The organism is Dietzia sp. NPDC055340, from assembly GCF_053645335.1.
On the sequence record NZ_JBSHML010000006.1, the window covers coordinates 171,186 to 192,866 of the forward strand.

The 21,681-nt window shown below is 68.9% G+C and carries 22 protein-coding genes and 2 riboswitches; of the genes, 10 read left to right on the forward strand and 12 right to left on the reverse strand.

Annotation, left to right across the window (positions count from 1 at the left end; genetic code table 11):
- Positions 1–74: 74 nt before the first annotated feature.
- Positions 75–1,187, forward strand: a complete 1,113-nt coding sequence (locus ACWIFB_RS06450; protein ID WP_454057683.1) for an NDMA-dependent alcohol dehydrogenase — start codon at positions 75–77, stop codon at positions 1,185–1,187.
- A gap of 100 nt (positions 1,188–1,287) precedes the next feature.
- On the opposite strand, the gene ACWIFB_RS06455 is transcribed toward ACWIFB_RS06450, so the two are convergent.
- Positions 1,288–2,157: an SDR family oxidoreductase gene (locus ACWIFB_RS06455; protein ID WP_454057705.1), complete on the reverse strand. Its 870-nt coding sequence runs from the start codon at positions 2,155–2,157 to the stop codon at positions 1,288–1,290.
- Positions 2,158–2,407: 250 nt separating this feature from the next.
- Here ACWIFB_RS06455 and ACWIFB_RS06460 point away from each other — a divergent pair, with 250 nt between their 5' ends.
- Complete coding sequence (locus ACWIFB_RS06460) at positions 2,408–3,460, forward strand: oxygenase MpaB family protein (RefSeq protein ID WP_454057684.1); 1,053 nt, start codon at positions 2,408–2,410, stop codon at positions 3,458–3,460.
- An 85-nt stretch (positions 3,461–3,545) separates the two neighbouring features.
- The gene (locus ACWIFB_RS06465) at positions 3,546–3,749 is read left to right on the forward strand and encodes a hypothetical protein (RefSeq protein ID WP_230928379.1); all 204 of its coding nucleotides are present in this window, start codon (positions 3,546–3,548) and stop codon (positions 3,747–3,749) included.
- Between the two features lie 69 nt (positions 3,750–3,818).
- Here ACWIFB_RS06465 and ACWIFB_RS06470 read toward each other — a convergent pair whose 3' ends face one another.
- From ACWIFB_RS06470 to ACWIFB_RS06495, 6 genes are all read right to left on the reverse strand, one after another.
- Positions 3,819–4,433 (reverse strand): response regulator, encoded by a 615-nt coding sequence (locus ACWIFB_RS06470; RefSeq protein WP_452098474.1) that lies wholly within the window; start codon positions 4,431–4,433, stop codon positions 3,819–3,821.
- Positions 4,430–5,677 (reverse strand): sensor histidine kinase, encoded by a 1,248-nt coding sequence (locus tag ACWIFB_RS06475; protein ID WP_454057685.1) that lies wholly within the window; start codon positions 5,675–5,677, stop codon positions 4,430–4,432. The genes ACWIFB_RS06470 and ACWIFB_RS06475 overlap by 4 nt, the downstream gene beginning before the upstream one ends.
- A 100-nt stretch (positions 5,678–5,777) precedes the next feature.
- A complete protein-coding gene (locus ACWIFB_RS06480; RefSeq protein ID WP_230928382.1) occupies positions 5,778–6,524 on the reverse strand; it encodes an ABC transporter permease in 747 nt (248 codons plus the stop codon).
- The gene (locus ACWIFB_RS06485) at positions 6,521–7,570 is read right to left on the reverse strand and encodes an ABC transporter ATP-binding protein (protein WP_454057686.1); all 1,050 of its coding nucleotides are present in this window, start codon (positions 7,568–7,570) and stop codon (positions 6,521–6,523) included. Before ACWIFB_RS06485 ends, ACWIFB_RS06480 begins: the two co-directional genes overlap by 4 nt.
- 140 nt (positions 7,571–7,710) lie before the next feature.
- Positions 7,711–8,493, reverse strand: coding sequence for a 3-oxoacyl-ACP reductase (locus ACWIFB_RS06490; RefSeq protein ID WP_454057687.1), 783 nt, complete (start codon positions 8,491–8,493; stop codon positions 7,711–7,713).
- 67 nt (positions 8,494–8,560) lie between these two features.
- A riboswitch (TPP riboswitch) is annotated at positions 8,561–8,658 on the reverse strand.
- A 71-nt stretch (positions 8,659–8,729) separates the two neighbouring features.
- Positions 8,730–9,044 carry a DMT family transporter gene (locus tag ACWIFB_RS06495; RefSeq protein WP_454057688.1) on the reverse strand — a complete coding sequence of 105 codons (315 nt, stop codon included), beginning with the start codon at positions 9,042–9,044 and terminating at the stop codon, positions 8,730–8,732.
- A gap of 10 nt (positions 9,045–9,054) precedes the next feature.
- Positions 9,055–9,121, reverse strand: a riboswitch (guanidine-III (ykkC-III) riboswitch).
- A gap of 68 nt (positions 9,122–9,189) precedes the next feature.
- Here ACWIFB_RS06495 and ACWIFB_RS06500 point away from each other — a divergent pair.
- Positions 9,190–10,053 carry an MOSC domain-containing protein gene (locus ACWIFB_RS06500; RefSeq protein WP_454057689.1) on the forward strand — a complete coding sequence of 288 codons (864 nt, stop codon included), beginning with the start codon at positions 9,190–9,192 and terminating at the stop codon, positions 10,051–10,053.
- Positions 10,054–10,171: 118 nt separating this feature from the next.
- Here the strand turns inward: ACWIFB_RS06500 and ACWIFB_RS06505 are convergent, their stop codons facing one another.
- The 5 genes from ACWIFB_RS06505 to ACWIFB_RS06525 all read right to left on the reverse strand — a co-directional run bounded on the left by ACWIFB_RS06505 (position 10,172) and on the right by ACWIFB_RS06525 (position 15,742).
- Entirely contained in the window at positions 10,172–10,666 is a 495-nt protein-coding gene (locus tag ACWIFB_RS06505) for an excalibur calcium-binding domain-containing protein (protein WP_454057690.1), read from the reverse strand.
- A gap of 143 nt (positions 10,667–10,809) precedes the next feature.
- The gene (locus ACWIFB_RS06510; protein ID WP_454057691.1) at positions 10,810–11,073 is read right to left on the reverse strand and encodes a DUF3072 domain-containing protein; all 264 of its coding nucleotides are present in this window, start codon (positions 11,071–11,073) and stop codon (positions 10,810–10,812) included.
- A gap of 44 nt (positions 11,074–11,117) precedes the next feature.
- Positions 11,118–11,801 carry a TetR/AcrR family transcriptional regulator gene (locus ACWIFB_RS06515; protein ID WP_454057692.1) on the reverse strand — a complete coding sequence of 228 codons (684 nt, stop codon included), beginning with the start codon at positions 11,799–11,801 and terminating at the stop codon, positions 11,118–11,120.
- 150 nt (positions 11,802–11,951) lie between these two features.
- Positions 11,952–13,790: a flavin-containing monooxygenase gene (locus ACWIFB_RS06520; RefSeq protein WP_454057693.1), complete on the reverse strand. Its 1,839-nt coding sequence runs from the start codon at positions 13,788–13,790 to the stop codon at positions 11,952–11,954.
- A 197-nt stretch (positions 13,791–13,987) separates the two neighbouring features.
- A complete protein-coding gene (locus ACWIFB_RS06525) occupies positions 13,988–15,742 on the reverse strand; it encodes a class I adenylate-forming enzyme family protein (protein ID WP_454057694.1) in 1,755 nt (584 codons plus the stop codon).
- Positions 15,743–15,844: 102 nt separating this feature from the next.
- Between ACWIFB_RS06525 and ACWIFB_RS06530 the strand changes: the two genes are divergently transcribed.
- The 6 genes from ACWIFB_RS06530 to ACWIFB_RS06555 all read left to right on the forward strand — a co-directional run bounded on the left by ACWIFB_RS06530 (position 15,845) and on the right by ACWIFB_RS06555 (position 21,638).
- Complete coding sequence (locus ACWIFB_RS06530) at positions 15,845–16,696, forward strand: TetR family transcriptional regulator (protein WP_454057695.1); 852 nt, start codon at positions 15,845–15,847, stop codon at positions 16,694–16,696.
- A gap of 207 nt (positions 16,697–16,903) precedes the next feature.
- Positions 16,904–17,875, forward strand: coding sequence for a cyclase family protein (locus tag ACWIFB_RS06535; RefSeq protein WP_454057696.1), 972 nt, complete (start codon positions 16,904–16,906; stop codon positions 17,873–17,875).
- Positions 17,872–19,524, forward strand: coding sequence for a class I adenylate-forming enzyme family protein (locus tag ACWIFB_RS06540; protein WP_454057697.1), 1,653 nt, complete (start codon positions 17,872–17,874; stop codon positions 19,522–19,524). The genes ACWIFB_RS06535 and ACWIFB_RS06540 overlap by 4 nt, the downstream gene beginning before the upstream one ends.
- A 79-nt stretch (positions 19,525–19,603) precedes the next feature.
- Positions 19,604–20,413 carry an SDR family oxidoreductase gene (locus ACWIFB_RS06545; RefSeq protein WP_454057698.1) on the forward strand — a complete coding sequence of 270 codons (810 nt, stop codon included), beginning with the start codon at positions 19,604–19,606 and terminating at the stop codon, positions 20,411–20,413.
- A 90-nt stretch (positions 20,414–20,503) separates the two neighbouring features.
- Positions 20,504–21,349, forward strand: a complete 846-nt coding sequence (locus ACWIFB_RS06550) for an aspartate dehydrogenase domain-containing protein (protein ID WP_454057699.1) — start codon at positions 20,504–20,506, stop codon at positions 21,347–21,349.
- A 31-nt stretch (positions 21,350–21,380) separates the two neighbouring features.
- Complete coding sequence (locus ACWIFB_RS06555; RefSeq protein ID WP_454057700.1) at positions 21,381–21,638, forward strand: hypothetical protein; 258 nt, start codon at positions 21,381–21,383, stop codon at positions 21,636–21,638.
- The last annotated feature ends 43 nt before the right edge of the window (positions 21,639–21,681 follow it).

Genomic DNA, 21,681 nt, shown 5'->3' on the forward strand with positions numbered 1-21,681 from the left:
CCGCCCGGGCCGCGCCGGCCCGTTCCCTTGGCCCCGCTCCCCCGCGGGCCGCGCTCTTTCGAAAGGACCTCCTCATGAAGACCAAAGCAGCAGTATTGTTCGATCTCCACCAGCCCTTCGAGATCATCGAACTGGACCTGGACGATCCGGGCCCCGGTGAGGTGCTGATCAAGTACACGGCCGCCGGCCTGTGCCACTCCGACCTCCACCTCTCCGACGGCTCGCTGCCGCCCCGCTTCCCGATCGTCGGCGGGCACGAGGGCTCCGGGGTGATCGAGGCCGTGGGCACCGGCGTCACCAAGGTCAAGCCCGGAGACCACGTCGTCTGCTCGTTCATCCCGAACTGCGGCACCTGCCGTTACTGCTCCACCGGTCGGCAGAACCTCTGCGACATGGGCGCCACCATCCTCGAGGGCCACATGCCGGACGGCACTTTCCGGTTCCACGCGGACGGCAAGGACTTCGGCGCCATGTGCATGCTGGGCACCTTCTCCGAACGCTCGGTGATTTCACAGCACTCGGTCGTCAAGGTGGACGACTGGCTTCCCTTGGACAAGGCCGTCCTCGTGGGCTGCGGCGTGCCCTCGGGTTGGGGCACAGCGGTCTACACGGGCGGCGTCCGGCAGGGCGACACCGTGGTGATCTACGGTATCGGCGGCCTGGGCATCAACACCGTCCAGGGAGCCGTTCACTCGGGCGCCCGCCACGTCGTGGTGGTGGACCCCGTCCAGTTCAAGCGTGACGAGGCCATGAAGTTCGGCGCCACGCACGCCTTCGCCACGGCCGAGGAGGCCCACGCCGCCGTGGAGAAGCTGACCTGGGGACAGATGGCCGATCAGGCGCTCATCCTGGTAGGCACCGTCGACGAGCCGGTCGTGTCCGCCGCTTTTGACGTGATCGGCAAGGGCGGAACTGTGGTGATCACCGGACTGGGCAACATGACCGACAAGACCGTGCAGGTCAGCGGCACGCAGCTTGCCTTGTTCGGCAAGACCATCAAGGGCTCGCTCTTCGGATCCGCCAACCCGCAGTACGACATCGTCAAGCTGCTGCGCCTGTACGACGAGGGCAAGCTCAAGCTGGACGAGCTGATCACCACCACCTACACCCTGGAGACCCTCAACCAGGGCTACCAGGACCTGCAGGACGGAAAGATCATGCGAGGGGTCCTGATCCACGACACCTGATCCGCCCCTCCCCACGAACTCGCCCTCCCGGCCGTTGCCCATCGCGGCCGGGAGGGCGAACCCAGCTCCGGCGCCGGCCCCATGTCGTGGAAGGCCGCGGTCAGGGGGTCGGCGAGCCGCCGGTCACGGAGAGCGTGTTACCCGTGGTGTACGACGACTCCTCCGAGGCCAGGTAGACGTACGCGCCCGCCATCTCGGCGGGCTGCCCGGGTCGCTTCAGCGGGCTCTTCTGCCCGTGGTACGGCAGCTGCTCCGGGTCCTTGCCGCCGCTCACCTGCAGCGCGGTCCAGAACGGGCCCGGCGCCACCGCGTTCACCCTGATCCCGCGCGGGGCGAGCTGCTGGGCGAGAGACTTGGACATGGTGTTGACCGCCGCCCGCGACGTCGCATAGTCCACCAGGCCGGCCGACGGGGTGTAGGCCTGCACCGACGATGTGAAGATCACGCTCGATCCGGGCATCAGGTGCGCAAGCGCCTCCTGGATCTGCCAGAACGGCGCGTTCACGTTGACGTTCATGGTCTCGGCCCACTGCTCTGAGCTCAGATCCTCCAGGTTCTCCACGTAGGTCTGGCGCGCGGCGTTGAGCACCAGCACGTCCAGACCGCCGAGACCGGCCACCGCGTCGCGGACGATCCCCCGTGCCGTCTCCTCGTGGCCGACGTCCCCCGGCAGGAGCACACAGTTGCGTCCGGCTTCACCGACGAGCTCGGCCACCTCATCGGCATCGGACTGCTCGGACGGCAGATAGCCGATCGCCACGTCGGCACCTTCCCGCGCGTAGGCGATCGCCACCGCCCGTCCGATCCCCGAGTCGCCACCGGTGATGAGCGCCCGGCGACCCTCGAGCCGCCCGTGCCCCACCCAGGACTTCTCACCGTGGTCGGCCCGGGGCACCAGCTCGGAAGCCAGCCCGGGGGCGGGCTGCGACTGAAAGGGGATCTCGATCGGATGCTTGGTCACCGGGTCCACGGTCGGGGCCGGCTCCGGTATCTCAGTGGTCGAGTGCGGGCGATTGCCGGGGCGATCGGCGGTCACGGTGGCCTCCTGGGGTCGGGAGTTCGACCGTACGCGCCGTAGGAGGATGTGCGAGATCACTCGGAAAGGCAGCGCGTTGACCAGTAACTTAGCGAGAACGCTTTACAAATGGTCGGCTCGTGTCCAATACTCTCCGGCAACTGCTGTGAGCTTCTTCACGCAGGCTACTTCCGAGGGGGAAAACGTGGCAAGACCCACCAAGAACCGAAGCGACGAAGGGCTTTTCGGCCCCGGCTCCGTGGCGTGGAAGGTCTGGACTTTTCCCGCCTCCGCCCTCCAGGGCTTCGCCCGGGCGGTGACCATCGAGCATCTGGACCCCGATCTCACCGCCGCGGTGGACGAGACCGGCCAGGTGATCCAGCGGACCCCGCTGCGCTACGACCGCACCATGGAGTACTTCTCGGCGGTGCTCTTCGCCGATACGCCGACGGTCATCAAGATGTCCGACATCCTCATGAAGGTCCACTCCCGGGCCTACGGGACCAACAAGGTGACCGGCAACGAGTACGACTCGAACGACCCGGATTCGCAGCTGTGGATCCACATCACCGCGTGGCACTCGATCCTCTACGTCTACGAGACCTTCGGCCCCGGCCGGCTCAGCCGCGACGAGGAGAACGAGTACTGGCGGCAGTGTGCGATCGCCGCCGAGGTCCAGCCCATCCGCCAGGAACAGGTGCCGCGTACCCGCGGCGAGGTGCAGAAGTACTTCGACGACTGGCGTGACCGCCTCTCCGCGTCGGAGGCCGCGATCGCGAATGTCGACCACATTCTCAACGGCTTCGAGACCATCGAGCCGCGCGTGCCCAAGGTGCTGCGGAAACTCGGCCGGCCGGTCCTGCGGGCGAGCATCATCGCGACCTACCCGCGATGGATGCGTCCGATGCTCGGTGTCCGCCAGTCCCGCGCCGTAGACACCGCCGCGATCGCCTTCTGGAAGGCGTTCTACCGGGTGGCCGCCCATCCTGACGCGATGATGTGGATGGTCGAGCGGATCTGCCCACGCGCGGTCCGCTACATCGAGCCGGCGGTCCGCGGCGTCCCCGCCGACAGCCCGCGCACCCACTCCCCGCAGTGGGCGCGCGAGCGATTCGGCGACCCGCGCACGCCCCTGGAGCAGTGGGAGGACATCAAGGCCGCGCGGACCACGGGTGAGGCCGCCGCCCCTTACGAGCACAACCACAGCGACCCCGTGATCGAGTTCAAGGAGGCCGACCGCCTGGCCACCACCGGTTGAGGCGGGGCGCCGGACCGGATGCGGGCGCCTGTTCGATCACCCAGACTGCGAGCGGAAGCGACAACACCCGAACGAAGGAGCAGTCATGCCCCGTTACCGCGTGATCGATCCCGACCAGAACGTGATCGACGAGAAGGAGTTCGCCGACGACACCAAGGCCTACGACTGGTTCAAGACCATCGAGGTCCCGGACGATTCCCTCGGCTACGCCATGCAGGTCGACATGGACGGTGAGTGGACGCGTTTCGAGATCAACGACGGCGGCACCAACACCTCGCCGTCCGCCTGATCAGCCCGACCGGCGGGGGCGGGCACTCCACCCGGCCGCCCGCCGGTGAGCGGGCTGGGTCGACAGACCTCACAGCCAGCCACGCACCTGCGCCTCCCTCGCCGCCTCGCCGCGGGTGGAGGTGTGGGTCTTGGCGATGGCCGAGGACAGGTGATTGCGAACGGTCCCCTGCGTCAGATGTAGTTCGGCCGCGATGTCGGCGATGCGGGCCCCTGTCAGCGCCTCGCGCAGGACGTCCTTCTCGCGCGGGGTCAGGGGGTCCGGGCCGGCGGCCATCGACTCCCGTGCCAGCTGGGCATCGACCACCGTCTCCCCCGCGTTGACCTTCCGAACGGCCTCGGCCAGCTCGCGCGCCGGGGTGTCCTTGACCACGAATCCACCGGCCCCGTATTCCAGAGCCCGGTTGACGTATCCGGGCCGCCCGAAGGTCGTCACGATCAGCACCCGCACGTCCGGATGGTCCTGTCGGATGCGCCGGGTCGCGGTGATGCCGTCACCGCCCGGCATCTCGATGTCCACCACACACACGTCGGGCAGATGCCGGGCGACCGCGGCCTCGAGCTCGTCGCCGCGGCCCACCTCGGCCACCACCTCGATGTCCGGCTCCATCGCCAGCAGTGCCGCGAGCCCGCCCCGCACGAGCGCCTGGTCGTCGGCGAGGATGATCCGGATCGGCTCGGTCATCGCGGCCACCCCACTTCGACGACGGTGCCGGTGACCGACGCCGCTTCCGCCGCGCCCCGGTCGCGGACCACGAACCGTGCGCCGGCGTCCTCGGCCCGGCTCGCGAGCCCCGGCAGGCCCTGCCCCGCCGGAGCCGAGATGGTCCGGCCGACGTCAGAGTGGGCGGCGCGGCGAGCGTCGACCCCCACGCCGTCGTCGGTGATCCGTAGCCGGTCGCGGGAGAACTCGACAGTCACGTTCCCCGCGCCCGAGTGGCGGGCGATGTTGGTGCCGGCCTCGCGGAGAGTCCAGGCCACCAGGCCCGACCGCGCGTCCGGGAGGAGAGAAGGGGACCCGACGACGACGACATCGATACCCGCGGTATGCAAGGAATCGGTCAGGCCGGCGAGTTCCTGCACCGGATCCGCCACCCGCATGCCGGACACGGTCTGCCGCATCTCCGACAGGGCGGTCCTCGTGAGGTTCTCGATGTTCTCCAGTTCGGCCCGGGCGGCGTCCGGGTCGGAGTCGAGCTGCGCCCGGGCCAGCTGGGCGCGGATCGTCAGCGCCGTCAGGGTGTGTCCGAGGACGTCGTGCAGGTCGCGCGCGACCCTTGCGCGCTCCTCTGCCACACCCAGCGCCCGCCGGTAATGGCCCTCTCGGTCGCTGATGCCGACCGAGATCCGTGTGCCCAGCATCGACAGCACCACGGGGATCACCAGGAACCCCGGGACCAGCATCCCCCACGTCTTCTCGACCAGGGCCGCGACGGTGCCGATGACGATCAGCGTGATCGCGGTCGGCACGCTCCGCCGGATCGGCCACGCGGCAGCAACGAAGCAGGCGAGGAACGGGACGAAGTTGACCGGCCCGTTCAGCCCGGCCGCCGGGAGGGTCCCGAAAGTGCAGATCACGAGCCCGGCCAGGTAGCCCAGCCCGAGCGGCGCGGGCTCCTCCCGGGCAGGGTCGCGGAGATCGCCGGCGACTCGCCCCGATGGTCCGGCGGCACCGGAGCTGCGCAGGTGTAGCGGGTATCCCTCGGTCACGGCCGGCGAGGCGAAAGCCATCAGATAGACCGCGGAGAACGCCGCGATCGAGACCAGCCCCAGCACCGTGGGCGCGGCGGGGGCCCCGGAGAAGACCACAGCGAGGATCGGGTAGATCAGGAAGACCTGCCAGATCAGCGAGAACAGCACACTCGGACCGGTGATCGCGGAGCGGAATCGCCGCCACCGCGACGGCCCCGCAGCTGCTTCATCGTTCACCGACTTCGCGCTGACCTCCCCGTCCGCCACTGGTGACGGGGACGCACGCGTTGCCGTTGTCGTCGTCGTACTCTCACCGCTCGTCATGCCCGGTCGCTCCTCACACCCGACCGCGGCGGCGACGTACCAGCACCGCGGCTGTCGTACCCAGTATGAGGGCCCAGGCAACCACGTTGAGCACAGGCAACCACACCGGATCGACCACGCCGTCGGCCACCACGCCGCCGGTGATCGGATAGCGGGCCAGCGCGTTGACCCCATAGAGCGGTGTGAAGCGCGCCAGGTCCAGCATCACGCCCGACAGCGGGATGAACAGGTTCCCCGCGAACGCGAGCAGGACCAGGCTGCCGCCCGCGACCCCCAACGCGGACTCGGAGCGGAACGCCATTCCCGCGCTCAGTCCGTAGCCCGCGAAGACCGCGGAGCCGAGCCACGCCGCGCCGAGCGAGAGCACCCAGGCCAGCGGTGTGGCCTGCGCGCCGGTGGCCGCGCCGGCGATGCCCACGGTGAGGACGGGCACGGCCGCGATGGTCATGGCCACGGCGGACTTGGTCACCACGAAGCCGGCGCCGCTCCACGGGGTGAGTCCGAGCTGGCGGCCCCACCCCTGGAAACGCTCGAGGGCGGCCCCACCGCTGATGGCGGTGGTGGCGGTGACCGCGCCGTAGACGGCCATCGAGATCATGACGACGGCGCCCACGTTGCCGTGCGCGACGGGTGCATCGCGGTAGCTCTGCGCGCTGCCGAACACGAAGTACATGACCAGCGGCAGGCCGACGATGAAGAAGATGTTGGTGATGTCGCGCAGGGTCCGGCGCAGGTCGATGGCCCAGTAGGTGACGTTCATCGGGTGGCCTCCGGATCGGTGTCGGTAGCGGCAGGGTCGACGGGTGCCGTGTCGGCCAGTGCAGGGTCTGCAGGACCATCGGCGGTGAGGGTGACAAAGGCGTCGTCCAGCGACCTGGCCGAGATGGTGACCTCGCGCGCGGACGTCTCGGTGAGAAGGACGCGCGCGGTGGCGTCGCTGTCCGAACTGGTGAGGATCACCCGGGCAGCCGTGCGGTCAACGGCGGTGACACCGGGCAACTCCTCCGGCGACGGCTCTCCCGCCATCGGGTCCCAGACGGCGGTCACGCGACTGCCGGCGGCCATGGCGCGGACGCGGTCGACGGGGCCGTCGGCGACGATCCGCCCCCGCGCCATCAACACGATGCGGTCGGCGAACGCCTCCGCCTCCTCCAGGTGGTGCGTGGCGAAGATGATCGTCGACCCGGATGCGGCCTCAGAGTGCATGGTCGCCCAGAACTCACGGCGGGTCCCCACATCCATCGCGGCGGTGGGTTCGTCGAGGATGAGCAGGTCCGGATCGGGCAGCAGCGCGAGCGCAAACCTCAGGCGCTGCTGCTCACCACCCGAGCACCGGGCGACCCTGCGGCCGCCGAGTTCGGCGATCCCCGCCCGCTCGAGCACCTCCCCGACCGACAGCGTCCGGCGGTAGAGTGCCGCGATCGCGCGGACCGTCTCCTCCACCGTCAGGTCGGCGAGCAGACCTCCGGTCTGGAGCACCGCGGCGATCCGGCCGGCCGCGATCGCCTCTCGCGGGGCCTCGCCGAACACCCGGACCTGGCCCTCCGTTGGTTCGGTCAGCCCCAGGGCGATGTCGAGCGCGGTGGTCTTGCCCGCACCGTTCGGGCCGAGGAGCGCGACCACCTCTCCGGGGTCGATGCGCAGGTCGAGCCCGCGGATCGCGCGGACGGGTCCGGATCCGCGAACCGTGAACGTCTGGCCCAGGTCCCGGAACTCCAGAGCCGGCGGCCGCGGACCGACACCGGGAGAACGACCCGTGGCCGTGGCTTCGGCGGGTGGGGTGTGGGCTGGGCTGTGCTTGACCATGCCTCCACGATCGTCGGCCAGCGCCCGCCTGAACAGGGCTGGCTGTCACGACTTACCCGGTGACATCTGTCATGGGTCGGACGTCAGAGCCCCTCACGACGTCGTCGAGTCGTGAGGGCTCGCTGAAACAGCGTCTCCTCTCAGCCCTTGACCAGACCACCGTCCACGATGAGGTTCTGCCCCGTCACCGCCCGCGCCCACGGCGAGGCGAAGAACAGCACCGCGTCCGCCAACTCGGCGGGCTCGATCGCGCGACGCAGCGGCGTGCCCGAGGCGATGAGGTCGAAGACCTCTTCAGGTGTAGCGGCACTTGCGTCGGTGGTGCGCAGCAGCCCGCCCGAGACCATGTTGACCGTGATGCCGTCCGGCCCGAGGTCTGTGGCCAGGGTCCTGGTCAGCGAGAGCGCGGCAGCTTTCGCGGCCGTGTAGTCGTGGTACGGCACGACCGGGTGCTGGAACAGGTTGGTACCGATGTTCACGATCCGCCCGAACCCGCCCTCGCGCATCCCCGGCAGCGCCGCCTGGGTGGTGGCGAGCGTCGCCTTGACGGCGCCGCGCAGCTGTCCTTCCATGTCCGCCCAGGTCAGCGTCTCGGGCGAGGGGCGGGCGTCGCCGTTGAATTCGAAGTCGGCGAGGGCGTTGTTGATGACCGTCGTGATCGGTCGTCCGAAGTGGGTACGTGCCGCCTCGACGAGGCTGCGTACCTCGTCGTCGTCGGTCACATCCGCCCGGACCGCCACGGCGCGGTCCTCGCCGAGCTCACGGACCAGGTCGGCCGCGGCCTCGGCGCTGCGACGGTAGTTGACGACGACGAGCGCGCCCTCGCGCCCGAACGCCCGCACGATTTCCTTACCGAGGCCCCGGGCTCCGCCGGTGACCAGGACTACCTGCTCGTCGATACGCACGCTGTTCCCAGAATTCACTGCCACTCGCTTTCCGGCGGTTCCCGCGAAGGGTGGCGATGCATACCCGCCTACCTGCGCAGAGACGCGGCCGCGGTATCGACATTCCTTCGCTGGAACTACCCAGATCAGGTTCGACGGGTGTGATCTCAGCTGCCCGGATGGGCGGCACCCCGTGTCGCGGACCAGCCTAGGTCATTCCCGGGGTCGCGGCGGCTTGCCGCTTCGCGATCACGAGCCACAGCACTCGGCGGACGTCAGCTGACGGCCTTCAGCCCGACGACGCCGCCGACGATCATCAGCAGAAAGATCACCTTGAGCACGGACACCGGCTCGGCGCCCGTGATCATCGCGTAGATCACGGTCAGCGAGGCGCCGATGCCCACCCAGACCGCGTAGGCGGTGCCCACGGGCAGGTCCCGCATCGCGTAGGCGAGACCGCCCATGCTCACGACCAGCGCCACTCCGAACACCACGGAGGGTCCGAGCCGGGTGAAGCCCTCGGACCGGCCCAGGGCGGTGGCCCACACGGCCTCGAGAACACCGGAAAAGACAAGAACTATCCACGCCATGACGGCCTCCTGCGGGCCGTCTCGTCGCGCACCGGGTACGGCACCCCTCGGCCGGAGGCCCCGTGTCGGGGTCCTGTGATCGAGGTTGTCACACGGGTCCGGCCCGGGCAACGTCAGATGCGTCACCACCTCGTAGCATGAGCCCATGCAGGTGGGCGAGGTTTCTGAGCTGTGGCGATACCCGGTCAAGTCGATGCGCGGAGACCGCGTCGTCTCCACGGAGGTGACCGAGCGGTGGGGCTTCCCCGGAGACCGGGGCTGGGCCGTGCGCGACGAGCAGGCCTCGGAGATCCGCGGGGCCAAGCGGATCAATTCGCTGCTGCAGTTCCACGCGCGCTATCTCGAGGAGCCCGCCGCCGATTCCACGCCGGCAATCGAGATCACGTGTCCTGATGGCACCGTGGTCCGGAGCGACGACGACGAGATCCACGACGCCCTGTCCGCTGCGACGGGCCGGACCGTCACACTGTGGCCACGCCGCTCACCCGACGACCACGAACATTACCGCCGCGGCCGGATCACCAGGGCCGACATACGGGCTCAGCTGGACCTGGGTCCGGATGACCCGTTCCCGGATTTCTCCACGCTTCCCGAGGACCTGCTGGCCGAGCTGTTCGACTACGTCACCCCGCGGGGCACCTACTTCGACGCCATGCCGCTCTCGCTGGCCACCACCACGGCGTTGGGGTCGCTGCAGGCCACCGTCCCGGACTCGCTGATCGACGCGCGACGGTTCCGTAAGAACGTCATCGTGGCCGGAGAGCCCGGCGCCGAGGGCTTCCCCGAGTTCGAGTGGGTGGGCCGACAGCTGCGCATCGGCGACGTGGTCTGCGAGGTCACGACGCCCATCGCGCGGTGCGTGATGGTGGGCCTCCCCCAGGCCGAGCTGCCCCACGACCGGAACATCCTGAAGTCACTGGTCCGCAACACGGGCATGGATCTGGGTGTCTACCTCCGGGTGGTCGAGCCCGGTCGGATCACCGAGGGCGACCCGGTTCATCTGGATTGATCAAGATAAAAGTAACTACCCCCGCTCCGCGGGGCGGGGGTAGATGACGACGCAGTCAGACGTCGGAGGGCCCACCGCCGCAGCGACAGGCCCTCCGACACGGTGCCCACTGACGTCCTTACTCGCAGGCCACGCCGTCGTTGTCCCGGTCGAGTGCCGGGCGGTAGGCGTCCTGGCCGCGGTAGATCGGAGCAATGCGAGCCTGCGGGCCTCTGTGCAATTGGCGACGTACGTGGCCGCTGGGGCCTGCCGAGGGGCGGGAGCGGCGACAGGCGCCGGCGCGGGTGCGGGTGCGGCGACGGGCGCGGGGGCCGGAGCAGGCGCCGGGATGAACGGGAGGTCCCACACGAGCGGGAACGGCAGTGGCGGGAGAGCACCGGCCTCGGACCCCATCGGGATCGGCACCACGACCGGGGCGACGTCCGGAACCTGCACCGCCCAGGGGCCGATGTACACCTCGGCGGCGGAGGCTGCCGGAGCCACGGACATCAGTGCTGCGGCAGCCAGACCGGCCACCACGAATGAGCGTTTGATCATCGATTAAATCCCTAGTAGAGGACCACTTACGGATGCGCGGTAAGATAATTCTCATCTTATGACACAGTGCGAGCATCCTTCAGCAGCGCCCCCGGTGCTGCCGCCGCCCTTCTGGTGGCCGATTACGGGACGGATCACCCTTGTGGCTACCCGAGCTCGGAGTGAAACGAGCCGGACCATCTGAGCGGAGGCCAGCACCCACCACGTCGGCGACCCCTGTCAGCCTCGGTGCGGGTTGCCCTTCTGCAGGCGGTCGATGTGCTCGGACGCCTCGGCTTTGCTGAGGGTCGCGGGTAGCTCCTCCCCCGCCTCACGAGCGAGGGTGTCGAGGTAGCTCTTCTGGGCCTGCGTCATGGGCTCGTCGCCGGTGACCCAGTCGTCCGGGTCGCGCTGTAGAGACGTGTCCCCGGGGTTCCGGCCCTCCGGCACGGGGGCGCCCAGTGTTTCGGAGTCATGGTTCCGTTCGGCGTCGGGATCAGTCATGGCTTCACGCTACGCAGCATCCGGGCGGCTTCAACCGCATCGGTTCAGGCGCCGTCGACCGGACCCCACGCCGCCACCCAGATCACCCGCAGGCTGTCGAGGGTCCGCTCGGATTCCCCCGGCGACGGTGCGCGCTGACGGTCCTTGTAGAACACCGCGGTGATCATGTCGGTCACCGAGGTGATCAGACGGAGGTGGTCCGTGGACAGTGGCGTGATCAGCCCTGCGGCCGCGTCCCGGTCCATCTGCTCGGCGAGCTGCCGGTTGAGCTCGGCATCCAGCGCGTCCCACCGGGCCCGGAGAGTGAGGTCGTATCCGGTGGCCTGTAGTCCGGAGAGGATCACCCGCGCCCGGCGCACCCACACGGAGTGGGACACCACGAAGAGCCTGTCGAAGTAGTCCGCGTGTGACTCGCCGGCCTTCCGGTGGTAGCTGCCGATCGCCGCGTCCCACTCGTTCCACACCGAGGACACGAGCTCCGACAGGACCTCGTCCTTGGACTCGAAGTAGAAGTAGAAGTTGGGTCTCTTGATCCCTGCGGCGTCGGTGATGTCCTTGACGGAGATCTCCATGACCGGCATCTGACCGAGAAGGCCCTCGAGGGCATCGAGTATGGCCTGCCGCTGGACCTCACCGCGGGACATCCGTCGCCGCCGGGTGCCACCGTCGTCGCGCACCGGGGGCTCGACGGCTGCGGCCGCGGCTGCCGGGGAGGTACGGGGTTCCATGGTGCACATCCTCTTGTCGCCGGTGCCCGCGCGGGACGCGCGGGGCCACTGCCCGATCATCAGATCAGATAGTGACCACCCGCGTGCCCCGCGCCTCCCGGGCCCCGTCGGCCGGCCCTCGGGGCGCCACGCCGTGCGACCGCCCGGACCTCAGCCGACCGGCAGCGCGGACCGCGACGGCTCCAGGGTCAGTTCATCGAACTGCCCGGCTTCCCACCAGTCCTCGATCATGTTCCAGAAGTCGATCTCCGAGGAGTTGTAGACATCCATGAACACCGCCTTGGACACATCGCCCTGACCGTTGTAGTAGCCGGGCGTGCACGCGCCCCAGTAGGCCATACGGGGCTCGTTGGACTCGCGGACCTTACGCACCCAGTCGGTCTCGGCCTCGAGCGTCGGCTCGAAGGTGCCGAGACCGTTGTCCAACATGTGCTTGATGAGCCGGGCGGAGTGCCGTGCCTTGCGGTCGAGCATGTAGACGAAGTTGACGTAGTAGGCCGTCTGGGTCATCCCGAGCTCGACGAAGTTCGGGAAGCCGTGGGTGAAGAACCCGTGGAAGGTCTTGGCCCCGTCAGAGAAGTACTCCTGCAGGGAGTTCCCGTCGCGGCCGATCACGTCGTATCCGTAGATCCCCGCCGGGCCGGACCCGGTCTCGAACCCGGTGGCGAAGACGATGCAGTCCACCTCGTGGTGCTCTCCCGCCACGACGATCCCGGTGGCGGTGATCCCGTCGATGCCACTCGGTGACGCCGCAAGGGTCACGTTGGGACGGTTGAACGTGTCCAGGTACTCGTCGTTGAAGCACGGCCGCTTGCACATGTAGCCGAACCACGGCTTGAGCCCGTCGGCGGTGGCGGGGTCGCTCACGATCTCGTCGACACGGGCGTGCGCGCCCATCAGTAGTTGCATGTCGGCGACCTCGGCGATCGTCGCCTGGTCGGCCGCCGGAAGGTCCCCGACAGGGGTGTCGACCAGGTGCTGCCCGCCGAGCGCCGGGAACAGATGCGTCCAGCCGTCGTCGACGTGGTTCCCCTCGACCTCGTGGCCGGAGATGATGCCGTTGAAGTTGTCGTGCCGCTCGTACTGCCAGCCCGGCCCGAGCGAGGCCTTCCACTCCGGGTCGGTCTTGCGGTTGTTGCGCGGCTGCACGACGCTCGGGGTCCGCTGCACCACGACGAGTTCCTTGACGTCCTGCGCGAGATACGGCACCACCTGGACGCCGGTGGCCCCGGTCCCCACCACGGCGACGCGCTTGTCCCGCAGGTTCTCCAGGTTCCCCGCCTGGGTGCCGCCGGTGTAGGCGTAGTCCCATCGGCTGGTGTGGAAGATCTTCCCCTGGAAGTCGCCGATGCCGGGCACCTTGGGCAGCTGGGGCTTGGTCAGCGCGCCGTTGCAGCGCATTAAGAACTTGGTGCGGAAGCGGTCACCGCGGTCGGTGGTGACCGCCCACCGCTGCTGGTCCTCATCCCATTCGGCATGGGTCGCGCGGGTCTGGAAGTAGGTACGGCTGTAGAGGTCGTAGTGCCGCCCGATGCGCTGGGCGTGTTCGAAGATCTCGGAGCCGTCGGCGTAGCGCTGGCTGGGGACGTAGCCGGTCTCCTCGAGCAGTGGCATGTAGATGTGTGACTCGATGTCGCACTGCACGCCCGGGTAGCGGTTCCAGTACCAGGTGCCGCCATAGTCGCCGCCGTACTCGACCATCCGGAAGTTCGTGATGCCGTTCTGCATGAGGTAGGCCCCGGCGGTCAGCCCACCGAAACCCCCGCCCAGGACCAGCACGTCGAGCTCCTCGGTGACCGGCTCGCGGGTGATCGGCTCACTGAACGGGTCGCGGTCGTCCACCTCGAGCACGTCGGACAGGCCCTGGAACTGGGCCAACTGGTCCTTCCGGAGCCGGGCCTGCTTGTCCTCCGCGAAGCGCTGACGGAGGTACTCGGGGTCGAAATCGATGTCGAGGGGGATGTTCGACTCGGGGAGGGTGAAGGCCATTCTCGCGTCCCTTTCCTGTGGGGCCGTCCACGCGTAAGGGGTTTGGACGGCCTGTCGAGAAAACTTGACGCCGCGTCAAGTTGTGACCAGGATTACATGCGCAACGTGACGGACGCAACAGTTTCTCGGAAAATCGGCGCACGGCGACGCCAGGGGCCGGCCGCGATCAGCCCACCGAGCCGGAAGCTCGGGCGCGTTCAGTTCTCGCGCAGCCTGCGGCGCAGGATTTTCCCCGTGACGGTCCGCGGCAACGCATCCACGATCTCCACCTCGCGCGGATACTTGTAGGCCGCCATCCGGGCCCGGCAGTACTCGATCAACTCCGCGGCGGTGGCCATCTCCCCGTCGCGCAACGCGACATAGGCCCGCGCGGACTGCCCGCGGTACTCATCGGCGATATCCACCACGGCGACTTCTTCCACAGCGGCATGCGCCGAGAGCACCTGTTCAACTTCGTAGGGCCAGATCTTGTAGCCGGCGGCGTTGATCACGTCGCTGGAGCGGTCCACGACGAAGAGCCACCCGTCGTCGTCGACAAACCCGATGTCCCCTGTCGCGAACATCCCCGTGCCGAGGGCGTCCGCGGTGGCGTCGGGTCGTCGCCAATATCCGGCCATCACCTGGGGCCCGGACGTCATGATCTCGCCGAACGCCCCGGGGGGCACCGGCCGCCCCGCCTCGTCCACCACCGCCACGGTCGTCCCCGGGACCGGGATCCCCACCGAGAGCACACCCGTCTCGGGGTCGACCGGCGCGCGCTGCCCGTAGGGAACGAGGTGCGACGGCGACGCGGTCTCGGTCTGGCCGTACGCGTTGTGGATGTAACCGCCGAGCCGCTCCTCGAGCTCGTCCACCACGTCCGGGTCGATCGGCAGCCCGCCCGAGAATCTGATCCGCAGCGGCGCCAATCGCCCGGCGGTGATGGTCGGCTCCGCCGCGAGCGCCTTGTACGCGGTGATCGCGGCGATCCCGAACGCCGGACGCCGTTCCTCTATCGCATCCGCGATCACCGCCGAACCGAACCGGTGCGTGAGCACGATCGGCGAGCGGGTGACCATCGCCAGGATGGCCGCCCCGACGAGCCCGGTCACGTGAAAGAGTGGCGACATCGCCAGGACCGGCTCCCCCGCGACGAGCCCCGACCAGTCGCGGTAGACCTGCGCGCTGACCAGCAGATTGCGGTGGGTGAGCATCGCACCCTTCGGCGCTCCGGTGGTCCCGGACGTCGGCGCGATCACGGCCACGTCGTTCGGAGCGATCCGCACTGCGCCGAGCTGTCGGTCGGCGCAGTTGTCGACCTCGCGCGTCGACGGCTCCGGCACCGGTTCGGACCCGGACCCGGACCCGGACGACGACGACACCGTGCCCGCCCGGGCCGCCTCCGCCACGCGCGCCGTCCGCGCCTCGACCACCCTGGCCAGATCGATCGTGTCGGCGGGATCGCGTCGCCGGCATTGCTCGAACATGCGCGGGTCATCGCGTGTCTGGAAATCCAGGGGCGACACGGTGAGCACGATCGGCACCCGCGCGGATCGCGTGCCGAGGACGTGTCGCGCCACATCCTCATAGACGTCATCGAGACAGAGGAGCGCAGTCGGGTCGAGGTCCGCCACGGCGAGCGCGAACTCCGACCTCTTACTCATGGGACTGACCAGGGCGACCGTTCCCCGCGATTTCCATGCCGCGAGAAGTCCGATGACGAACGCCGGATTGTTCTGCACGCACAGGGCGAGCCGGTCACCGGCGCTGAATCCGCGAGCGGCGAGGAGCGCGGCGACGGCATCCGAGGCCCTGTCCACGTCCTGCCACGACATAGTGGTGTCGAAATAGTGGATCGCGGGCAGATCCGGCCCCGCGGCCACCGCGGCCTGAAAGGCCGCCAGCACGGACTCATGCGTCGCGCCGACCTGCGCGACCGGCGCCCTGCGGCAGTTCTCGTCCTCGGCGTTCATTCCTGCAGTGTGACCCACTCCGTCACCCTCCCGGCCGATTCCCGGACAGCCGGTCACGGACACTGCCTCTGCGGACGGCCACACTCTCGTACTGTGTTCAGCATGCCCGAACAGGCCACCCGTGCCGATACAGGAAGCGCCATCCGTGCCGCCCGCCTCGATGCCGGACTCACCCTGCGCCGACTGGCCACCGCGATCAACGTCAGCACCGGCACGATGAGCGCGATCGAGAACGGCAAGGTCGGCGTGACCGTCGATCGACTGAGCCACATCTCCGACGCTCTCGGGGTGCCCGCGGCCCGGCTGGTCCGGCCTCGACGAGCCGCCGTGAACACAGCCACGCCCCAACCGCCGGCGGAAGGCTCGGGCTGGCGATCGTTCGACGACATCAATCTGGATTCCGTGCTCGCGTCCGCGGTCGAGGTCTTCCGCGAGACCGGCTACCACGGGGCCACGATGCGGCTGATCGCCACCGGCGCCGACATCAGCGTCGCCGGCATCTATCACCACTATCCGAGCAAGAAGCATCTACTGATCGAGTTGATCTCCCGGGCGCACGCCGATCTCGGGTGGCGTTTGAACGCGGCCGCCGCAGATGCCGCGGGCGCAGCCGGGGGGTTCTCGAACATGGTGGAGGCGCTGGTGCTGTTCCGGGAGGAGCGCCGCGCACTGGCATTCGTGATGGTGACCGAGTCGTACCGGGCGGGCGTCCCGTTGGCCGGCGGCTCGGACCCGGATAACGGTGATATCCGCGCCACCCTCCAGGCGGCTGCCCTCCAGGCCGTCGAGTCCGGGAGTTTCAGCAATACTGAACCTGAACTCGCAGTCGACGCAATTCTCACGATGTGCCTCGCCCCGCCCTCCTGGACGGGCGCCGATCAGGCCAGCGACCCGGCGGAGCTGGCGCGCGATTACGCCCGTCTCGCCCTATCCATGATGCAGTACCGCCACTGACCTGGTAGTTCAGTCGAACTGAACCCCGCTTCCGCCGCGCCACCCCTGGCCTCGAACACCCGCCCGCGCCGCCCATCCCGTGTGATCCGGTTCCCCGAGAACACTTGACGCGCCGTCCTTGCGGTGAGACGCTCATCACAATGAACTGACCGAGTGAGCGCTCGGACCGTTCAGTAGCATTTCATCCACGCGAGAGGACCAGTCGATATGAGCCACGATCACGATGCCCCGGGCATGGGCGAGCTCCTGAAGGATTCACCGAAGAACTGGGGCAAGTGGGGTGACGACGACGAGGTCGGCGCTCTCAACTACCTCGGCTCCGACGAGGTGCTGCGCGGAGTGCAGTATGTGAAGTCCGGTCAGGTGTTCACGCTGCAGATCCCGATGGGCCATCCTCATGGCGACCCGGTGTTCCCGGGCCGGGAGGGCACCAGGCGCGTCAACGTCCTCGACGAGTCCTCGTGGGACGAGGGCAAGGAGGGCGCACCTGATTTCGCAGGCGGCCTGCACTACTCCGACGACAAGGCGGAGATTTTCCTTCAGGGTTCGACGCAGTACGACGCGCTGGGCCACGTCTGGTACGACGGTCAGATCTGGAACGGCTACGACGCGCGGACCACTGTCGGCGGCAACAAGAAGGCCTCGGTCCAGCCGATCGCCGAGCGTGGCGTCGCTGGCCGTGGAGTGCTCATCGACATGGCCCGCCACCGCGGCAAGAAGTGGCTCGACAAGGGCGAGACGTTCAGCCACACCGATCTCCTGGAGGCCGCCGAAGCCCAGGGCGTGACCATCGAGAAGCGCGACATCCTCCTCATCCGCACTGGTTTCATGACGTACTTCTACTCGGTGACGGGCGAGGAGTTCTACGAGAACTTCGTGGAGCCCGGCCTCACCTACTCGCCCGAGCTCGTGGACTGGTTCAACGAGATGGAGATCCCCAACCTCGTGACCGACACGATCGCCAACGAGGTCACCAAGGATCCGGTGTCCGGCGTGATGCTCCCCCTCCACTGCGCACTCATGCGCAACCTGGGCATCGTGCTCACCGAGATCTGTGACATGGATGCCCTCGCCGAGGCCTGCGCCGGGGACGGCCGGTGGGACTTCCTGTACACCGCCGCCCCGCTCAACATCGTCGAGGGCACGGGCGCGCCGGTGAACCCGGTGGTGCTGCGGTGACCAGCGCTTACGACGACAAGATCTGGCTGGACCGATACCCGGACCCGTCACGTCATTCGATCGAGACCGAGTTCGAGACCGCCCTGGAGATGTTCGCGGCCACAGCACAGCGCGTGGGCGACGGACCGCTCATCGAGTATTACGACAACGCCATCTCCGCCCGGGAGCTCGACGAACTGTCGGACGCCTTTGCCGCGGGCATTCTCGACGCCGGCTTCAACGCCGGGGAGCGCGTGGTGATCTACGCCCAGAACATCCCGCAGTTCGTGATCGCCCAGTTGGGGATATGGAAGGCCGGAGGCATCGCCGTCTCGGCCAACCCGATGTACCGGGCGCGCGAACTCACCGAGATCCTCCGGGACTCGGGGGCGACGGTGCTGGTGTCGATGCAGGATCTCTACCGGGATGTGGCAGCGCTGGTCGTGGACGCGACCGACGTCCGGACGGTCATCACCACGTCCGAGCTGGAGTACCAGTCCGCGAATCGGGGGCCACTGGCCGGTGCGACCAGGATCGACTGCCCCGACACCGTCGACATGGCCACGATGCTGGAGAAGTACCGGGGCCAGACCCCGCCCGCCCCCGAGCTGAACGCCGACTCGATCGCGTTCCTCACCTACACCTCGGGGACGACCGGCCCGCCCAAGGGCGCCATGACGACCCACCGGAACGTCGTGTTCAACGCCCAGACCTATCGGGACTGGATCGGCCTCGACTCGTCCGACGTGGTGTTGGGTGTGGCCCCGCTGTTCCACATCACCGGCCTGGTCGGACACATCGCGGTAGCGCTGCTCACCGGCGCCCCGCTCGTGCTCATGGGCAGGATGGATCCCACGGAGACCCTCCGGACCATCGAAGAGCACAAGGCCACGTTCACGGTCGGTTCGATCACCGTGTTCATCGCGCTGATGAACGCCCCGGACGTACGCCCGGAGTCGCTGGCCACGCTCACCAAGATCTACTCCGGCGGCGCGCCCATCCCTCCGAGCACCATCCGGGCGTTCGAGGACAAGTTCGGTCACTACATCCACAACATCTACGGACTGACGGAGACCACCTCGCCGTCGCACGGTGTGCCGTTCGGGGTCCGCGCCCCGGTCGACGAGGCCACCGGGGCCACCTCCGTCGGTGTCCCGGTCTACAACACCGTCGTCCGCATCGTCGACGAGTCCGGTCAGGATGTCCCGCCCGGTGAGGTCGGGGAGCTCGTGACCGCCGGGCCGCAGGTGGTCGCGGGGTACTGGAACAAGCCCGAGGCGACGGCCGACGGGCTTCCGGGCGGCGTACTCAAGACAGGCGACGTCGGGTACATGGACGCCGACGGCTGGTTCTACATCGTCGACCGCAAGAAGGACCAGATCAATGCCTCGGGCTACAAGGTCTGGCCGCGTGAGGTCGAGGACGTGCTCTACGAGCATCCGGCCGTCCGGGAGGCCGCGGTGGTGGGTGTTCCCGACGAGTATCGCGGCGAGACGGTGAAGGCGTTCGTCAGCGTTCGCCCTGGCACCACGGCCACACCGGAGGAATTGATCGAGCACTGCAAGGCCAGGATGGCTGCGTACAAGTACCCGCGGGAGGTCGAGATCATGGACGACATCCCCAAGACCGCGACAGGCAAGTTGCTCCGTCGCGAGCTGCGCCGCACCTAGCCAAGCGAGGCGGCCTCACAGGCGCGGGCCCCGACACCGGCGACGACCACAGTTCGCCTTCCCACCACAGGAGTCAGTCATGAGCCATCCCCCTGCCGGTTCACCCCGGATGACAGATCCCGCGTGGTTGGAGGGGGCGGGTGTGGTCGTCACCGGCGCCGGCAGTGGCATCGGTCGGGCCCTTGCCCGTCGGCTGGCCGCGGCCGGGGCGCGCGTGGTGGTCAACGACCTCGACGCGGCCGCCTGCGAGGCCACCGCACACGAGATCGGCGCGCTCGCCCTGCCCGGCGACGCCGCCTCAGCCGACGGCGTGGCCGCCCTGGTCTCCGGGGCCCGCGAGCACTTGGGCCGCGTCGACGCGTACTTCGCCAACGCCGGCATCGAGACGGGGGCCGACGCAGGCCCGGCCGCGTGGGAGCGCTCGTTCGCCGTCAACGTGATGGCGCACGTTCACGCCGCCGACCAGCTGCTGCCGGACTGGCTCGAACGGGGCGCGGGACGGCTGGTGGTGACCGCCTCGGCCGCGGGCCTGCTCACCATGCTGGGCAGCGCGCCGTATTCGGTTTCCAAGCACGCGGCCGTCGCCTACGCCGAGTGGCTGTCGGTGACCTACGGTGACCGCGGGCTGACCGTGCAGTGCCTGTGCCCGCAGGGCGTGCGGACACCGTTGCTCCCCGGGGGCACGGTGGGTGAGGTGGTGTTCGGCGACGACGTGCTCGCCCCGGAACAGGTGGCCGAGGACGTGATCACCGCCTTGCACGGCGAGGAGTTCTACATCCTCCCCCACCCGGAGGTCGCGACGTTCTACGCCACGCGCGCCACCCAGCCGGAACGTTGGCTCCGGGGAATGCGCCGTATGCAGGCGGAGCTCGACTCACGCATCGGCTAAGTCCACCCTCTCGGCCCTCCCTGCCAGCCCCGGGCAGCCGCCGACGGCTTTCCGGGCCGGGCAGCCGGGGACTGGGTACGGTTGCCGGGTATGACCCCTCCGCCGCCTTTCCCCGTCGCATCAGATCGGCCGCTGCACGTGGCCGTGATCGGTTCCGGCGCGATCGGCGGAGCCGTGGTCGAGGCGATCGCGGACGGGCGGGTTCCCGACGCGCAGCTGGTCAGCGTGCTGCGGTCGGACAGTACGGAGGCCGAGTTCGACCGGGCGGTCGCCGCGGCCGACGTGGTGGTGGAGGCCACCACGGTCGCCGCTGCGGAGGAGTACATCCCGCGGGTCACGGCCGCCGGCAAGGACATCATCGTGTGCTCGTGCGGGGTCTTCGCCCGACACGAGAATCCCCGTGACCTGATCGGTGGTTCGACCGGGCCCGGCGTGGCTCGCGCGGGCCGGGTGCTCGTGCCCGCCGGCGCCGTCGGCGGGCTGGATGTACTGGCGGCCGCCGCCCGGGCCGGCACCGCCGACGCCCGCCTGCGCCACTACACCATCAAGAGCCCCGCGGCGCTGGGCGTGGAGGGCGGGCTGTCCGAGCACCGCGAGGTGTTCCGCGGGAGCGCTCGCGAGGCGGCCCTGGAGTACCCGCGCACGTCAAACGCGTCCGTCGCTCTCGCGTTGGCGACGCTCGGGCTCGACCTCGTCGAGGTGATCGTGTTGGCGGACCCCCGGGTCACCCGCACCCGCCACGTCGTGGAATGGGAATCACGGATGGGCAGCTACGAGATGAGTTTCGAGAACTCCCTCGACCCCGACTCCGGCGGCCGCACCTCCGCGATCACCGCGTGGTCGGTCGCGGAACTGCTCATCGGTATCCACGACGGCGTCGGCCCGGGCGCGGTCGTGCTCGGTCGTCCGGTGGAAGGTGTGCCGATCGGCCCCTAGCGTCTGCACCCAGTCGATCGAGAGGTGCGATATGAGCAACGCCCGCCCGTCAGACTCCGGCCCCCACGAGCACCCGGAGACCGGGAAGCCCGGCCCCGCCGGCGCGCCCGGCGAACCGCAGACCCCGGATCACGCCGGCACCGAGCGCGTGTCCGAATCCGAGACGATGGAGCAGAGCCCGACTCCTCAGCCCGGCAAAACGGGTGCATACGTGTGGATCGTGGTTGTCGTCGTCGTCGTCCTACTACTGGTGATAGGGCTGATCGGTTACGCCTTCGAGGTGTTCTGAACCGACCGCATCAAGGGCGGCCCCGCCACGCTGTCACGCGTGG

Bases quoted from the DNA above. Each gene is read 5' to 3' on its own strand.
- ACWIFB_RS06450 (WP_454057683.1), top strand. From the start codon at position 75: ATGAAGACCAAAGCAGCAGTATTGTTCGATCTCCACCAGCCCTTCGAG.
- ACWIFB_RS06465 (WP_230928379.1), top strand. From the start codon at position 3,546: ATGCCCCGTTACCGCGTGATCGATCCCGACCAGAACGTGATCGACGAG.
- ACWIFB_RS06470 (WP_452098474.1), bottom strand. From the start codon at position 4,433: ATGACCGAGCCGATCCGGATCATCCTCGCCGACGACCAGGCGCTCGTG.
- ACWIFB_RS06480 (WP_230928382.1), bottom strand. From the start codon at position 6,524: ATGAACGTCACCTACTGGGCCATCGACCTGCGCCGGACCCTGCGCGAC.
- ACWIFB_RS06485 (WP_454057686.1), bottom strand. From the start codon at position 7,570: ATGGTCAAGCACAGCCCAGCCCACACCCCACCCGCCGAAGCCACGGCC.
- ACWIFB_RS06495 (WP_454057688.1), bottom strand. From the start codon at position 9,044: ATGGCGTGGATAGTTCTTGTCTTTTCCGGTGTTCTCGAGGCCGTGTGG.
- ACWIFB_RS06500 (WP_454057689.1), top strand. From the start codon at position 9,190: ATGCAGGTGGGCGAGGTTTCTGAGCTGTGGCGATACCCGGTCAAGTCG.
- ACWIFB_RS06505 (WP_454057690.1), bottom strand. From the start codon at position 10,666: ATGCTCGCACTGTGTCATAAGATGAGAATTATCTTACCGCGCATCCGT.
- ACWIFB_RS06510 (WP_454057691.1), bottom strand. From the start codon at position 11,073: ATGACTGATCCCGACGCCGAACGGAACCATGACTCCGAAACACTGGGC.
- ACWIFB_RS06515 (WP_454057692.1), bottom strand. From the start codon at position 11,801: ATGGAACCCCGTACCTCCCCGGCAGCCGCGGCCGCAGCCGTCGAGCCC.
- ACWIFB_RS06520 (WP_454057693.1), bottom strand. From the start codon at position 13,790: ATGGCCTTCACCCTCCCCGAGTCGAACATCCCCCTCGACATCGATTTC.
- ACWIFB_RS06525 (WP_454057694.1), bottom strand. From the start codon at position 15,742: ATGAACGCCGAGGACGAGAACTGCCGCAGGGCGCCGGTCGCGCAGGTC.
- ACWIFB_RS06530 (WP_454057695.1), top strand. From the start codon at position 15,845: ATGCCCGAACAGGCCACCCGTGCCGATACAGGAAGCGCCATCCGTGCC.
- ACWIFB_RS06535 (WP_454057696.1), top strand. From the start codon at position 16,904: ATGAGCCACGATCACGATGCCCCGGGCATGGGCGAGCTCCTGAAGGAT.
- ACWIFB_RS06545 (WP_454057698.1), top strand. From the start codon at position 19,604: ATGAGCCATCCCCCTGCCGGTTCACCCCGGATGACAGATCCCGCGTGG.
- ACWIFB_RS06550 (WP_454057699.1), top strand. From the start codon at position 20,504: ATGACCCCTCCGCCGCCTTTCCCCGTCGCATCAGATCGGCCGCTGCAC.
- ACWIFB_RS06555 (WP_454057700.1), top strand. From the start codon at position 21,381: ATGAGCAACGCCCGCCCGTCAGACTCCGGCCCCCACGAGCACCCGGAG.